This is a genomic window from Halomonas sp. PA16-9, from assembly GCF_009728585.1.
GTDB lineage: Bacteria > Pseudomonadota > Gammaproteobacteria > Pseudomonadales > Halomonadaceae > Vreelandella > Vreelandella titanicae.
This window is the reverse complement of the sequence record NZ_CP040452.1, coordinates 1,703,571-1,717,274: the sequence shown is the minus strand read 5'-3', so window position 1 is coordinate 1,717,274 and position 13,704 is coordinate 1,703,571. Positions and strand designations below refer to the sequence as shown.

Sequence of the window (13,704 nt, the reverse complement as noted above, 5' to 3'; positions counted from 1 at the left end):
TGGGAATGGTAGCGGGCACTTTATCTTCCGATAGCGAGCTGCCGGTAGTAGTGACCACCGGCGAGCCGGCGGGCATTGGCCCCGAGCTAATGCTGTTGCTAGCGGCCCAGGGCATCCTCCCCGCGGGTACAGTAGCGATTGGCGACCCGGATATGCTGCGCCAGCGTGCAGCAGCGCTGGGACTAGGTGTCACGGTGATTGAGTGTTCGCCTGGCGAGTACCCAAGTAGCCCCCATGGTTTGCCGGTCTGGCCGGTTGCGCTGAACCAACCGGCCACGCCGGGCGTTCTCAATCCGGCCAACGCTGACTATGTGCTGGCTACCTTGGCGCTGGCGGTGGATGCCTGCCAAAAAGGTCAGGCGGCCGCTATGGTTACGGCGCCACTTCATAAAGGCGTCATCATCGAAGGTGGTCACCCAGCCTTTACCGGCCACACTGAGTGGTTGCGCGATGCCTGCGGCGTCGATGAGGTGGTAATGATGCTCGCCACCGATACGGCGCTGCATGCTGCGTCACCAAGCTGGCAGGGTGGCGGCGATCTGCGTGTGGCGCTGGTGACCACCCATTTGCCGCTGCGCAATGTTGCCGACGCCATCACCTTTGAGCGGGTAACCCGTATTAGCCGACTGCTTGCGGCTGATTTACAGCGCCAGTTTGGGATTGCCCAGCCACGTATTGCGGTATGTGGCTTGAATCCCCACGCCGGTGAAGATGGTCACCTGGGGCGCGAGGAGCTGGATGTTATTATTCCCGCCCTTGATGCACTGCGCGCTGAGGGAATGGATATACTTGGCCCCTTGCCCGCCGACACACTGTTTACCCCCAGGCATTTGGCTGGTGTCGATGCGGTGCTGGCGATGTACCACGACCAGGGTTTAGCGGTGTTAAAATACGCAGGCTTTGGTCAGGCCGCTAACATTACTCTGGGCTTGCCATTGGTACGCACTTCGGTCGACCATGGCACCGCGCTGGATCTGGCAGGCAAAGGCGTGGCAGATCCCGGCAGCCTAAACGTCGCTATCGCCCTTGCGCGCCGTTTAGCCGCAAGGCGGCTGTCTGCGGCTGAAATTTAATCCGGTGCCAGGGTAGGTTGCAGCGAGGGTCTTTTTCCAGGGCCGGAAAATGTTCCTGACAATTCCGGCATTTCCGCCATCCATGGCGGTCAGATGGGAAAAGTAGCGCCCAAGGACGGGTTCACAGCGCCCTCGCGGAAACCTACTCTGGTACTGATGCAAGCAGACGACCAGTTGCAACAGTGCTGGCTACTACATACTCCCGATTGAATCCGCACCCCAAGGAACACCGTTTGATGTCTACTGTGCCCCAACACCGCGCTCGTAAACGCTTTGGTCAGAATTTTTTACGCGACCTTGGCATTATCTCGCGGATCGTTCGCGCCGTTGGCCCGCGCTCGACGGATCGCCTCGTCGAAATTGGCCCAGGCCAGGGGGCGCTGACCGAGCCGTTGCTGGAAGCCGCGGGGCACTTGGAGGTGATCGAACTCGACCGCGATCTGATTCCCGGTTTGCGGGTACAGTTTTTCAACTATCCCGATTTTGTGATTCATGAAGGCGACGCACTGAAGTTCGATTTTGCTGCGCTGAAAGGCGATGGGCCCGCGCTACGCGTGGTAGGCAACCTACCCTACAACATCTCCACACCACTGATAATACATCTGCTGGCTGCAGGAAGTGCCATACAAGATATGCACTTTATGCTGCAAAAAGAGGTGGTTGAACGCTTAGCCGCAGAACCCGGCGGTGCTGATTGGGGGCGTCTGTCGGTTATGGCTCAGTACTACTGCCAGGTCGAACAGCTGTTTATCGTGCCGCCGGAAGCCTTTGTGCCACGACCCAAAGTCGACTCCGCCATTGTGCGCTTAACCCCCCATGAAACGCTGCCCCATACGGCGGATGACCCAGCGATGCTGTTTGAGCTGGTGAAGCTCGCCTTTGGTCAGCGGCGCAAAACGCTGCGCAATAACTTCAAAGGGCGGGTGAGTGCCGACACCCTGGAAGATCTGGGCATTGACCCCATCCGCCGTCCGCAAACGTTGACCGTGGCGGAGTACGTGGCGATTGCCAACCGTGTCGCCGCCGATGAGCAGGCAAGCGGTGAGCGGGGCAGCCAAACGTGAGTGGCCTAGCAATCAAAGTGAGCGTCGTCCCTAGCTATCGCGCTGATGAGTCTAACGATGGAGAGTCGCGCTATGTGTTTAGCTACACCGTGACTGTCCACAATCAGAGCCCCCATAGCGTTCAGCTGATGGCGCGCTACTGAAAATCACCCAGGGCAGCGGCGACTGCCAGGAAGTCCGCGGCAAGGCGTCGTCGGCCAACAGCCGCTAATTGGCCCCGGCCAGAGTTTTCGTTACACCAGTCGCGCCATTCTGCAAACCCGGTGGGGGTGATGGAGGGTGCCTATACGCTGTTGGATACCTCTACTCAGCGTGTTTTTGAGGTAGCCATTACTCTTTTAGGTTAGCCGTACCGCTTCAGCTCCATTAGACAGTTTGGGTTAGCCTGCTCTCCAGGTGATCGCAAAGCCGCAGGGCCAGCTGTACTAGCGTTAACGTCGGGTTGGCGTGCCCGGCGCTGGCAAAAACGCTGGAACCCGCCACATAGAAGTTATCCTGGGCAAACAGTCGGCAGTCGGGGTTAACAATGCCTTCCTCGGCATTAAGACTCATACGCGTGCCGCCCATATGGTGACGGCCAGCCAACTCGCCCTCGGTAGGCAGTTGTACCGGCGTATCGGCCAGCCAGTCAGCCATTTGCAGCCTTCCCACCTCGTGGTCGCGCAGATACTCCCCTAATAGCAGCATGCTCTCGCGGATCGTATGGCGATCCAGCTCGGACTGCTGCCACACCAATCGGCTGCGGGGTACGTCCAGATCATCCAGCTCTTCGCTTAACTCTATGCGATTGTCAAAGCGCGGCTCTTGCTCCCAGGCGGCTCTGAGTACCGCGCCGTGTATCACCCGTCCCTGGGCCTGCCAGACACGCAGTCGTCCCGCCAGCTGGGGGCCTGATCCGCGAGCTCGTCAATCAGTTCCTGGGTGGCTTCAGCGTTCATGCGGTGCAAGCGCAGCCCACAATTCAGTATTTGGCGTGAGCTGATGGATTGAGCGGTGGGGGAGAGGAACACGTTGTAATCCTCGTCCAGCCCCAGTGCCGCTGGCTCAAAAATTAGCGCCTGACCCACCGTGGCGTGGGGGTGCTCCATCCAGTAATGCCCTAGGGTGTCGGCTTGAGGTATAAGCTGACCATTTAACTGTTGGTTGCACCACAGCAGCAAGCGCGAGTTTTCGATGCCGCCACAGGCCAGCACAAAGTAGCGCGCCTGAACCTTTCGGTAATCGCCTTGGTAGTTTTTGAAGATAGCGCCGGTGACTTTGCCATTCTGGCTTTCCAGCGCCACCAAGTTGGCCGTTAGGCAGCACTCCAACGTGTTCGATTCGCTTAGCGTGGTGGCATATTTCTCCTTCAGACGCGTCGGGTGGCCCAGTGAGAAATAGATGCGCTTGAGCCCAGAATCCGTGATCGGCTGATCAGCAGGCGTAGGCGCCAAGTCGAGCACGCTGGCCGCGGCGCGGTAGTAGGGCGATAACGCATCCCGGCCAATAGGCCAGGCCGTCTCACTGGCAGCACTTTTGGCGGTAAAGTCATAGCGATCGAGTGGTCGGCAGATGCCACCCCAGTGGTTGGTCGACCCGCCCAAATAGCGCAGGCGAGCGCCATAAAGGGGAATATAAGGGTCGCCGACGACTTCGCCCCGGTAGCACTCCTGGGAGCGTTCGCTGTAGTCCGCATCGCCACCTTCGCAGAGCAGTACGCGGTGGCCCCGCTCCGCCAGGGTAACGGCCATGGAAATGCCCGCCGCACCCGCGCCGATAATGCAGACATCCACTGCATGGCTGTGTTCGCTAATGTCCTCAAAAGCGATATACATCAGCGGTCACTGCTGCGCAGGAGCCAACCATTAACCGTCACCGCAGCGGGCGGTGGGTCAAGCTTGGGAGTGGTGGCTCGTGCGGCTGGAAGAAGCGTTGTGCCGGGGAGTATAAGTGCGCCAAGACCTGCCAGCGTTGCCGCTCGCAATAGCCCGCGTCGAGAGTAATCCATTGTCATAAGCGTACCGTTTTCCTTAACAGTTGTTGCGAGGTGGCTACTCGATTGAGTGGTTAAGCTAGCGAGAAGCTCAAGAGCGCCAAAGCGTACTTTTTATAGTGATCCAGGTTTGTACTTTTCACCAGTGCTAATCATCAACATAAGCCACCAGCGACAGGCATAGGATGTCGGTGAAGTGGTAGTATTTAGCCTACTCATTTTATTAAAAAGGCCTCGTGCATGAGCACCTATGCGATCGGCGATCTGCACGGCTGTCACGCCGAATTTGTAGCCCTTCTTGAAAAGCTTAGCTTCAACCCCGCGCGGGATACGCTATGGCTGGTGGGCGATTTGATTAATCGTGGGCCTGGTTCATTGGAGTGTCTGCGAGAAGTGCGCGCACTGGGTAGCTCGGCACGCAGCGTATTGGGCAACCACGATTTTCATTTGCTGGTCGTAGCGCGCGGGGGCGGCAAGCTGAAAAAAAACGATACCTTGAGCGATATTCTTGGCGCGCCTGATCGCGAAGCGCTGCTGGATTGGCTGCAGAGCCAACCGCTTAGCGTGTTTGAAAACAGTACGTTAATGACCCACGCGGGGCTGCTTCCCCAATGGAGCGTAGCCCAGACCGAATCTTTAGGGCGCGAAGTGCAGATGGCGCTAGGGAGTGAGGCATCCGGTGAGTTTTTAACCCAACTGTTTGGTAACCAGCCGGATAGCTGGCACGATGATTTAGACGGCATGGATCGGCTGCGCCTGACTGTCAATGTGCTGACTCGGATGCGCTTTATTGATGCCCAGGGCCGTTTGGACTTTGCGGCCAAAGAGGGATTGGACAGTGCCCCAAAGGGCTTTCTGCCCTGGTTTCAATACCCGCGTGACGATGACACCCGCCTACTCTTCGGCCACTGGGCGGCGCTGGAGGGGAATACCCCCCAGGCGCGGGTACCCGTTGAGGCGTTGGATACGGGCTGCGTGTGGGGCGGACGTCTAACCGCGCTCAATCTGGACAGCGGCGAGCGAACCAGTGTAGCTAGCCTTCAGCAGGAAAAACGACAGTGAAGACAGTGAAAGAGACAAACAGTGATCCCCGCTTAGCAGGCTTGAACGTGTATCGGGTAGGCGGCGCCGTGCGCGATGAGTTACTCGGCTGGCCGGTATATGACAATGACTGGGTCGTGGTGGGCACTACGCCAGATGCCATGCGCAAGCGCGGATTTAAGCCCGTGGGGCGCGACTTTCCAGTTTTTCTGCATCCCGAAACCGCTGAGGAATACGCCCTGGCCCGCACCGAACGCAAGTCTGGCCACGGCTATGGCGGGTTTGAAGTGCATGCCAGCCCCGATGTCAGCCTGGAAGAGGATCTATTGCGGCGTGATTTAACCATTAATGCCATTGCCCAGAGTACTGAGGGCGAATTAACCGATCCGTTTAATGGTCAAGGCGATATCGAACGGCGCGTGTTGCGGCATATCTCCGCGGCGTTTAGCGAAGACCCGCTGCGAGTGCTGCGTACCGCACGTTTTCTGGCCCGCTATGCGTCACTGGGCTTCACCATTGCCCCTGAAACCCAGGCACTAATGCGTAAGGTGAGCCACAGCGGCGAACTTGAGCACCTGGCCGCCGAGCGGGTGTGGGTCGAAACGGAAAAAGCGCTGGGTGAGCCAAGCCCGGAGGTCTATTTCACCACCCTTGAACGTTGCGATGCGCTCAACGTCTGGTGGCCAGAATTGGCGGGCGAAGCGTTAGTGAAGGGGTTGGCAGCGATGGCTCAGGTGCCTGATAGCGACATGTTCGCATTGGCTCATTGGCGCCATGCGCAGCTGGTATCGCCGCTAAGCGATGAGCAGCGCGATGTCTTGTCTGAACGGCTCAAACTGCCCAATGCCGTTGCCCAATTAGCTCGCCATACCGCGCTTACCTATTCTTTAATAAACCATTCGCTAATAAACCATGCGCTGCCTTCCGACGCATTAGAGAGCCCCGGCGTGCTACGTTGGCTGGAGCGTTTGGATGGTTGGCGTAAGCCAGAGCAGGTCGAGGGGCAACTGGCGTTAGTCAAGGTGCTGGCACCTGAGCTGATTGGCCCGCTTGAAAACGCCTGGAAAGCTGCTCGGGCGGTAAGCCCTCAAGCACTGATAGCCGAGGGGTATCAAGGGGCGGCGCTGGGTGAGGCCTTGCGAGAGCGCCGGGGGCAGGCCGTGGAGGCGGCGCTAGCCAAGTAATTTACCGGCGTGCCGCCGCCAGCAGGGGCTGTTCGTCAGCTTGGGAGATCCAGCGGCCGCGCCAGCTGAAATCCACCGCCCAAAGGCGTTGGCTACCAAGCTCAAAGGCGCTCCATAGTGCGGCATAGGGCGTGCCGCAGCGGGGGTGGCGCTGCTCGGGCAGCAACTCGGCGAGCGGCTGCAAAACAAACGCATTATGGGTAATTTCGCTGCGTGGTAAGGCGACTTCATCAATCGTGCCGCAGAGGCTGCCCACGGTGAGCAAGTCGATATCCAGTGCGCGGGGGCTAAATTTGGCAAGACCAGGCAGGCGGCCATGCTCTATTTCCAGCTGCTTCCCCCACGCCTGAAGTTCGCCGGGTGTCCAAGCGCTGTGAAACGCCACCACCAGGTTATAGAAATTGCGGCTGTCAGCGAAACCGACCGGCTCGCTTTCAAACACACGGAGATCTGCAGGGGGCCGAAGGTATCAGCAAGCGCATCCAGGCAGCAGCGAATATGCCGAGTAGGGTGAATATTGCTGCCTAAGCTGACGGTCACCAGGTTCATGCGCTGATCTCCTGGGTTGCCTCCGGCAGGTTGCCGCGGGTGATTTCCAGGCCGACGCTAACGGCGTTGGCAACCGCGCCCGGTTTACGTACCGTTAAGCGCAGCCAAGTGATGGGGAAATCTGTACGCAGGCATTCAGCGAGCCGTTCGGCAAAGGTCTCTACCAGGGCGAACTGATGGGCATCGGCAAACTGCTGAATGCGCTGGCAGATAGCAGCGTAATCCAGGGTAAGGCGCAGATCGTCAGTGGCTGCCGCCGAGCGAATGTCGGTCGCTAACACCAAGTCTAAGCTTAGCGACTGTTGAATCGAGCGCTCCCAGTCGTAGACACCAATCACGGTATCGACGCTTAACGCTTCAATCAAAATGCGATCCATCCAGCTTCCCCCTACGGTAACAAGCGGGCGATTGTACGTTAGGATGGGGCTAAACGACAGTATATCGGGCCACAAAGCGAGCATGGCGCCATGGTATGGATAGTGGTGGGTTATTTAAGTGGCAGTTGGCTGGCAGCGCTGAGCGTTTGCCGCCTGGCGGGTGTGGGACCCCCGTCAACACGGTTCATTTAATCCCGGCTTTTCCAACGTACTGCGCCTATATGGCCCCCGCTTAGCGGCAGCCACCCTGCTGTTAGACGCCTTAAAAGCCATGCCTGCTGTTTTGGGTGCCAAGCTGATGGGCTATCCGGTCTGGCTGCAGGGGCTTGTGGGATTGGCAGTATTGCTAGGCCACAGCTTTCCACTGTGGCATGGCTTTCGTGGCGGTAAAGCGGTCGCCAGTGCCTTCGGTGTGTTGTTGGTATTAGTGCCTCAGGTGGCGTTACTGAGTGCATCGATATGGGCGCTGCTAGCGTGGCGATTAAAAACAGCTGCGCTGGCGTCGCTAGTGAGTGCTCTCGTGGCGCCGCTGGCCTGCGGCTGGCTGGCGCCGGAGTACGTCATGGTGGTGGGTGGATTCAGCCTGCTGGTGCTGGCACGTCACGGGCTTAATATTCGCCGACTGCGACGCGGTGAGGAGCCACCGTTTCGTGGTTCTTAGGGTGAGACAGGCGGTATCAACTGATCGAGAGGCCAGCGGGGCGTCGCCTGCATCATGCCAGAAGTGTCGCACTCTCCCGCTGCCAGGCGTTGAGCACCCACATAGGCAATCATGGCGCCATTGTCGGTACAGAATCGCCCGCGCGGGTAGTAGGCGCGGGCTTGGCGTTTTTCGCACTCAGTCTGCAGTCGTTCGCGCAGGCGATGGTTGGCGCTGACTCCGCCCGCCACCACTAAGCGCTTCAAGCCGGTTTGATCCAGCGCTCGACGGCACTTAATCACCAGCGTATCGACAACGGCCTCTTCAAAGGCGCGGGCAACGTCGGCGCGGGCCTGGGCGTCGAATTCGTCGGCTGTTTCCAACTGGCGAATGGCCGTCATGGTGTGGGTTTTTAGGCCCGAAAAACTGAAGTCTAGCCCTGGCCGGTCGGTCATGGGGCGCGGGAAGCGAAAGCGCTTGGGGTCACCCTGTTCCGCCAGCTTGGCGACCTGAGGGCCGCCTGGGTAGGCCAGTCCGAGCATCTTGGCAGCTTTATCAAACGCTTCACCAGCCGCGTCATCCACCGATTCGCCGAGCAGTTGATAGCGACCCAGCCCCTGAACTTCGACGAGCTGGGTATGGCCGCCGGAGACCAGCAGCGCCACGAAAGGGAACTCGGGTGGCTCGTCTTCCAGCATCGGTGCCAGTAAATGGCCTTCCATATGGTGTACGCCGAGCACGGGGATGTTCAAGGCCCGTGCCATGCCATGGGCGGTACTGGCACCCACCATTAATGCGCCGACTAAGCCGGGGCCTGCGGTGTAAGTGATGCCATCCAGGTCGCGGCGCGTTAGCTTGGCGTCGCCGAGCACTTGCTCGATCAGCGGCAGCAGTTTGCGGGTGTGATCGCGAGAGGCGAGTTCGGGCACTACGCCGCCAAATTCTGCATGCATGGCGATTTGGCTATACAGCGCATCGGCAAGTAGCCCCTTGCCGCCGGTTGACGAGGTGTCGTAAAGCGCGACACCCGTTTCGTCGCAGGATGTTTCAATGCCCAGAACTCGCATAAAAAGGGCCTCTCAAAGGCTATTCAAAAGATGTAAAGGTGAAAAACACAAGAGCACTAGTCTAGCATTGTCGTCCTGGGTCAGCGTAAGCATTTGCAAAGATAGCCAACGGCGACTAAACTACTGTGCGCTGTAAAACTGGGTCGTACACCGCGTTCTAAATGTAATATCGCAGTGTACGTACTATCCGAACTCAAGACTCCTTAAGGTAGGTGAGTGCTTAATGCCTTCTGTAAAAGTACGTGATAACGAGCCGTTTGACGTCGCCCTGCGTCGCTTCAAGCGTTCTTGCGAAAAAGCCGGTGTTCTTTCTGAAGTACGCCGCCGCGAGCACTATGAGAAGCCGACTGCTGAGCGTAAACGCAAAGCGGCAGCTGCCGTAAAACGCCACGCTAAGAAAGTTCAGCGTGAGCAAAAGCGTTTCGAACGGCTCTATTGATCCGTACCCGAGGGGGCCAGAGCAGTTAGCTGGTCGTCTCAAGAGGGATGCCAAGCGGCCGCCACTAGGTGGCCGTTTGTTTTTGACTGTTGTTCTTCAAAGCTATCGTTTTTCAAGGCTGTCCTTCAAGACCGTCGTTGCTAAAGACCGTCGTTGTTTATGATGACCTGATCTGGCAATGGGTCTGATGACTTTAAGCAGTGTCTTAAAAAACTGGTTTTGAAAACAGTCTCGAAAGTTAGCGCTTTGCGCGAGGATGCCCGTAGTTCATGGCAGGCCAAATTCCACAGCGTTTCATTGATGATCTGTTAGGCCGCGTTGACGTGGTCGAGGTGGTTGGTGAGCGCGTGCAGCTTAAAAAGGCTGGCCGTAACTACTCTGGGCTGTGTCCCTTCCATCAAGAGAAAACCCCATCGTTTACCGTCAGTGCTGATAAGCAGTTTTATCACTGCTTTGGCTGCGGAGCTAATGGTAATGCACTACGCTTCTTGATGGAGTACGACAAACTACCGTTTCCTGAGGCGGTAGAGCAGTTGGCCGGTCGCCTGGGTATTGAAGTGCCGCGTGAAGGCGCTGATGACCCGCGTGCCCAGCAGCGTGAAAAGAAGCGCAAAGAGGGCGTTAACCTGCTCGAACTCGCCGCCAGTTTTTATCGCGAGCGATTAAAGATGCAGGAGGGCCAGCCTGCCCAACGCTATTTGTCGGGCCGTGGGCTCTCGGACGAGGTGATCAAGACCTATGGCATTGGCTATGCCCCGGCGGGTTGGGAGGCGCTAAAACAGCATCTCAGCGAGCGTGGTATCGGTGAACCAGTGCAGGTGGAGTATGGCCTGCTGATTCATCGTGAGGATACCGGGCGTACCTACGACCGTTTTCGTGATCGGGTAATGTTCCCCATTCGCGATTTGCGCGGTCGTACGATTGCCTTTGGTGGTCGAGTGATGGGCGATGATCAGCCCAAATATCTCAACTCGCCGGAAACGCCCGTATTCCATAAAGGTCGTGAGCTTTACGGCTTGTATGAGGCGCGCCAAGCCTCGAACAAGCTTGAGCAGTTGATCATGGTCGAAGGCTATATGGATGTGGTGGCGCTGGCGCAATACGGTATTCATAACGCTGTGGCGACGCTGGGTACCGCCACCACGGAAGACCATTTGACCCGCCTGTTTCGACTGGTGAGTCGCGTAGTGTTCTGTTTCGACGGTGATCGTGCCGGGAGGCAGGCGGCTAGCCGGGCATTGGAAACCGCACTGCCGCAAATGATTGATGGCCGTGAAGCGCGCTTTCTGTTTCTGCCCGAAGGTGATGACCCGGACACCCTGGTGCGCCGTGAAGGCACCCAGGCATTTCAGGATCGCGTGACCTGTGCCATGCCTCTGTCGGAGTTTCTATTCGAACAGGCGGCCCAAGGGCGCGACTTGAATACCGTGGAAGGGCGCGAGCGGTTTGCCAGTCAGGTGCTCGAAGCATTGAACAAAGTGCCTGAAGGCATGCTCAAATCGCTACTGCTGGAGTCATTGGCAAAGCGTAGTGGGCTGGCGCAAGAGCAGTTGAAAGTGCTGCTCGAAAAGCGTTCCCAGGCGTCGCAGCGATCCGTCACCCAAGGTGATGTTTCGCAGGAGCCGGTAGAGCAGTTGGAGTCCGAATCGGCCTCATCCGCCATGAACAACGGCGCTGTTTTGGCAGCGCCAGCCCGCTCATCGCGCTCACGTTCTCAGGCGCTCTCCCCGGTTGGGCGTATCGTGCAGCTGTTATTGCATGAGCCCAACCTGGTGGCCACGCTCCCTGATCATTTGGAGTGGTTGCCGGAAGATGACGATGCGCCGCTATGCCGCGAGCTGATTGAGTTGCTCAATGCAGGGCGCTACCGCAGCCCACAAGTGGTGTTGGCGCATTTTCAAGGCAGCCAGCAGGGGCAGGCCTTGGCGGCTTTCGCCAAGCGCGAGCTGTTGATTCCCAAGGCAGATCGGGAAGCAGAGCTGAAGGGATTGGTGGAACACTTGCAGTACGTTCAGCGCCAGCGTTCTCCTCAAGAGGAGTACACGGCGTTGCTGGCGCAGGAGCGCGCCGGGCAAAAGTTGGATAAGGAGCAGCGCCAGCGTTTGGCAAGCTTGGTAATGGAGCTTGCTCAGCGCCAATGAGGCGGTGTCTTGGGCGATGGGGGTTGAATTCCTAGCGTTTCAGCACCAGATATAGGGTCAGCCACCGAGCGTTGGCCTAACCGAACAAACTAACACACCTGAATTACCGCGCAAATACGTCGAGCTGGAAAATTTCTTGCTTTTTACGCTATACTGTACGGCTTGTTGAGTTTAATCGATTCAGCGCTCCAGGTGTTTCATTCTTCTTCGTCGAGATAGGGTTTCTATGGCTGGAAATGCGCAGCAGCAGTCGCGTCTGAAGGAGTTGATCGCTCGAGGCAAGGAACAGGGTTACCTGACCTATGCCGAGGTCAACGACCATCTACCTGAGGATATCGCCGACCCGGATCAAGTGGAAGACATCATTGGCATGATCAACGACATGGGTATAAGTGTCGCTGAAGAAGCGCCAGATGAAGACACTTTGATGATGTCGGATCAATCCACGGACGAGTCCGCTGCGGAAGAGGCCGTAGCGGCCCTTGCCGCCGTGGAAAGCGATGTAGGCCGCACCACTGACCCCGTACGCATGTATATGCGTGAAATGGGCACGGTTGAACTTTTGACCCGTGAAGGCGAAATCGAAATCGCCAAACGGATCGAAGAGGGTACCCGTGAAGTGATGTCGTCTCTGGCCTATTTGCCGGGTGCCGTCGCGTCTATTTTGGACGCCTATGATGCTACCCAGGATGAAGAAGCGCCGGGGCGTCTTTCGGATCTGTTTTCTGGTTTCATCGATCCCGATGAGGGTATCCCCGGCGTTGCCGAAGCAGAGGTGCCCGAACCGGAGCCTGAAGCCGAGATTGACGACGACGTTGAGAGCGACGGCGACGATGAGGACGAGGATTCTACGGCCAGCGAGGGCGGCCCAGATCCCGAAGAGGCGCGTGCACGTTTCGAGCAGATTCGCGAGCAGAACGCCTTGGTGGAAGAGGCGTTTGCCAAGCATGGCCGCGGCAGTGCTGAGTTAAAGGCCGAGCAAGCCCGCTTGGCGGTGCTTTTCTCGCCTATCAAGCTGGTGCCTAAGCACTTCGAGCGCTTGGTCGGTCAAGTGCGTATCAGTGTTGAGCAGGTGCGTGCCCAAGAGAAAGCGGTCATGCAGCTGTGCGTGAAAAAAGCCAAGGTGCCGCGTAAGACGTTTATCAAGTCGTTTCCTGGTAATGAGTCGAGCAAAACATGGCTGGATGAATTCCAGGCAGCGCAGAGCAAGTACGCAGACCGCCTTGAGCCGTTGCGCGCCGATATTGCTCGTGCTCAGCGCAAGATCGCCTTCGAAGAGGATATGGTGCAGCTCTCGGTTGCCGACCTTAAAGAGGTGAATCGCAAGCTCTCGATTGGTGAGGCGAAAGCTCGCCGTGCCAAGAAAGAGATGGTTGAGGCTAACCTGCGCTTGGTGATTTCGATCGCCAAGAAGTACACCAACCGTGGTTTGCAGTTCTTGGATCTCATCCAGGAAGGCAACATCGGCTTGATGAAAGCGGTCGATAAGTTCGAATACCGCCGTGGTTATAAGTTCTCGACTTACGCCACCTGGTGGATTCGTCAGGCAATTACCCGCTCGATTGCCGACCAGGCGCGCACCATCCGTATTCCGGTGCATATGATTGAGACGATCAACAAGCTCAATCGCGTCTCGCGCCAGATGTTGCAGGAAATGGGCCGTGAGCCAACGCCGGAAGAACTCGGCGAGCGTTTGGAAATGCCGGAAGATAAAGTACGCAAAGTGCTCAAAATCGCCAAAGAGCCGATCTCCATGGAGACGCCGATTGGTGACGATGATGATTCACACCTGGGTGACTTTATCGAAGACGGTACCATGCTGCTGCCCATTGATATGGCTACCGGTGAAGGTCTTATCGAAGCAACGCGCAACGTGTTAGGCGGCTTGACCGCCCGCGAAGCGAAGGTACTACGCATGCGTTTCGGTATCGATATGAACACCGACCATACGCTGGAAGAGGTGGGCAAACAGTTTGACGTAACCCGTGAGCGAATTCGTCAGATTGAAGCCAAAGCGCTGCGTAAGCTGCGTCACCCCAGCCGCTCTGAGCCGCTGCGTTCGTTCCTCGACGAGTGAATGTCGTAAGTTGTGAGTGGTAAATAGAAAGTCGTAAGTGGTGAATAGAAAGTAGTCGCCGCTAAGACCAAAAAGCCGCG

Annotated in this window: 12 protein-coding genes and 3 pseudogenes; 9 read left to right on the top strand and 6 right to left on the bottom strand. The window is 57.6% G+C overall.

Annotation, left to right across the window (positions count from 1 at the left end):
• Positions 1-5: 5 nt before the first annotated feature.
• The 3 genes and pseudogenes from pdxA to apaG all read left to right on the top strand — a co-directional run bounded on the left by pdxA (position 6) and on the right by apaG (position 2,507).
• The gene (gene pdxA / locus FDY98_RS24300; RefSeq protein WP_035537841.1) at positions 6-1,073 is read left to right on the top strand and encodes a 4-hydroxythreonine-4-phosphate dehydrogenase PdxA; all 1,068 of its coding nucleotides are present in this window, start codon (positions 6-8) and stop codon (positions 1,071-1,073) included.
• Between the two features lie 236 nt (positions 1,074-1,309).
• Positions 1,310-2,137 (top strand): 16S rRNA (adenine(1518)-N(6)/adenine(1519)-N(6))-dimethyltransferase RsmA, encoded by an 828-nt coding sequence (rsmA, locus tag FDY98_RS24295; protein ID WP_027958023.1) that lies wholly within the window; start codon positions 1,310-1,312, stop codon positions 2,135-2,137.
• A pseudogene (gene apaG / locus FDY98_RS24290) lies at positions 2,134-2,507 on the top strand (Co2+/Mg2+ efflux protein ApaG). Before rsmA ends, apaG begins: the two are co-directional and overlap by 4 nt.
• On the opposite strand, the gene FDY98_RS29060 reads toward apaG, so the two are convergent.
• Genes FDY98_RS29060 through FDY98_RS24280 form a run of 3 tightly spaced genes read right to left on the bottom strand, consistent with a single transcriptional unit; the run spans position 2,504 to position 4,130 of the window.
• Positions 2,504-2,980 carry a GMC family oxidoreductase gene (locus tag FDY98_RS29060; protein ID WP_340146992.1) on the bottom strand — a complete coding sequence of 159 codons (477 nt, stop codon included), beginning with the start codon at positions 2,978-2,980 and terminating at the stop codon, positions 2,504-2,506. The pseudogene apaG and the gene FDY98_RS29060 overlap by 4 nt on opposite strands.
• Positions 2,977-3,951, bottom strand: a complete 975-nt coding sequence (locus FDY98_RS24285) for an FAD-dependent oxidoreductase (RefSeq protein ID WP_340146991.1) — start codon at positions 3,949-3,951, stop codon at positions 2,977-2,979. The genes FDY98_RS29060 and FDY98_RS24285 overlap by 4 nt, the downstream gene beginning before the upstream one ends.
• Positions 3,951-4,130, bottom strand: coding sequence for a hypothetical protein (locus FDY98_RS24280; RefSeq protein ID WP_081742558.1), 180 nt, complete (start codon positions 4,128-4,130; stop codon positions 3,951-3,953). The genes FDY98_RS24285 and FDY98_RS24280 overlap by 1 nt, the downstream gene beginning before the upstream one ends.
• Before the next feature lie 219 nt (positions 4,131-4,349).
• On the opposite strand from FDY98_RS24280, the gene FDY98_RS24275 reads away from it, so the two are divergent.
• Both FDY98_RS24275 and FDY98_RS24270 read left to right on the top strand, forming a co-directional pair.
• Positions 4,350-5,171 carry a symmetrical bis(5'-nucleosyl)-tetraphosphatase gene (locus FDY98_RS24275; RefSeq protein WP_027958021.1) on the top strand — a complete coding sequence of 274 codons (822 nt, stop codon included), beginning with the start codon at positions 4,350-4,352 and terminating at the stop codon, positions 5,169-5,171.
• Positions 5,172-5,176: 5 nt separating this feature from the next.
• Complete coding sequence (locus FDY98_RS24270) at positions 5,177-6,334, top strand: polynucleotide adenylyltransferase (RefSeq protein WP_027958020.1); 1,158 nt, start codon at positions 5,177-5,179, stop codon at positions 6,332-6,334.
• A 1-nt stretch (position 6,335) separates the two neighbouring features.
• Here the strand turns inward: FDY98_RS24270 and folK are convergent.
• Positions 6,336-6,883, bottom strand: a pseudogene (gene folK / locus FDY98_RS24265) (2-amino-4-hydroxy-6-hydroxymethyldihydropteridine diphosphokinase).
• A complete protein-coding gene (gene folB, locus FDY98_RS24260; RefSeq protein WP_022522378.1) occupies positions 6,880-7,260 on the bottom strand; it encodes a dihydroneopterin aldolase in 381 nt (126 codons plus the stop codon). Before folB ends, folK begins: the two are co-directional and overlap by 4 nt.
• 90 nt (positions 7,261-7,350) lie before the next feature.
• On the opposite strand from folB, the pseudogene plsY reads away from it, so the two are divergent.
• A pseudogene (gene plsY / locus FDY98_RS24255) lies at positions 7,351-7,921 on the top strand (glycerol-3-phosphate 1-O-acyltransferase PlsY).
• Here plsY and tsaD read toward each other — a convergent pair.
• A complete protein-coding gene (gene tsaD, locus FDY98_RS24250; protein ID WP_027958018.1) occupies positions 7,918-8,967 on the bottom strand; it encodes a tRNA (adenosine(37)-N6)-threonylcarbamoyltransferase complex transferase subunit TsaD in 1,050 nt (349 codons plus the stop codon). The pseudogene plsY and the gene tsaD sit on opposite strands and share 4 nt — an antisense overlap.
• Before the next feature lie 223 nt (positions 8,968-9,190).
• Between tsaD and rpsU the strand changes: the two genes are divergently transcribed.
• The 3 genes from rpsU to rpoD all read left to right on the top strand — a co-directional run bounded on the left by rpsU (position 9,191) and on the right by rpoD (position 13,624).
• Positions 9,191-9,406, top strand: coding sequence for a 30S ribosomal protein S21 (gene rpsU, locus FDY98_RS24245; RefSeq protein WP_008956349.1), 216 nt, complete (start codon positions 9,191-9,193; stop codon positions 9,404-9,406).
• A gap of 269 nt (positions 9,407-9,675) precedes the next feature.
• Entirely contained in the window at positions 9,676-11,547 is a 1,872-nt protein-coding gene (gene dnaG, locus FDY98_RS24240) for a DNA primase (RefSeq protein WP_027958017.1), read from the top strand.
• A 226-nt stretch (positions 11,548-11,773) separates the two neighbouring features.
• On the top strand, positions 11,774-13,624 hold the full coding sequence (rpoD, locus tag FDY98_RS24235; RefSeq protein ID WP_027958016.1) for an RNA polymerase sigma factor RpoD: 1,851 nt from the start codon (positions 11,774-11,776) through the stop codon (positions 13,622-13,624).
• Positions 13,625-13,704 lie beyond the last annotated feature (80 nt).

Coding starts and splice junctions, on each gene's coding strand:
- pdxA (WP_035537841.1), top strand. CDS start 6: ATGGTAGCGGGCACTTTATCTTCCGATAGCGAGCTGCCGGTAGTAGTG.
- rsmA (WP_027958023.1), top strand. CDS start 1,310: ATGTCTACTGTGCCCCAACACCGCGCTCGTAAACGCTTTGGTCAGAAT.
- FDY98_RS24285 (WP_340146991.1), bottom strand. CDS start 3,951: ATGTATATCGCTTTTGAGGACATTAGCGAACACAGCCATGCAGTGGAT.
- FDY98_RS24280 (WP_081742558.1), bottom strand. CDS start 4,130: ATGACAATGGATTACTCTCGACGCGGGCTATTGCGAGCGGCAACGCTG.
- FDY98_RS24275 (WP_027958021.1), top strand. CDS start 4,350: ATGAGCACCTATGCGATCGGCGATCTGCACGGCTGTCACGCCGAATTT.
- folB (WP_022522378.1), bottom strand. CDS start 7,260: ATGGATCGCATTTTGATTGAAGCGTTAAGCGTCGATACCGTGATTGGT.
- tsaD (WP_027958018.1), bottom strand. CDS start 8,967: ATGCGAGTTCTGGGCATTGAAACATCCTGCGACGAAACGGGTGTCGCG.
- rpsU (WP_008956349.1), top strand. CDS start 9,191: ATGCCTTCTGTAAAAGTACGTGATAACGAGCCGTTTGACGTCGCCCTG.
- dnaG (WP_027958017.1), top strand. CDS start 9,676: ATGGCAGGCCAAATTCCACAGCGTTTCATTGATGATCTGTTAGGCCGC.
- rpoD (WP_027958016.1), top strand. CDS start 11,774: ATGGCTGGAAATGCGCAGCAGCAGTCGCGTCTGAAGGAGTTGATCGCT.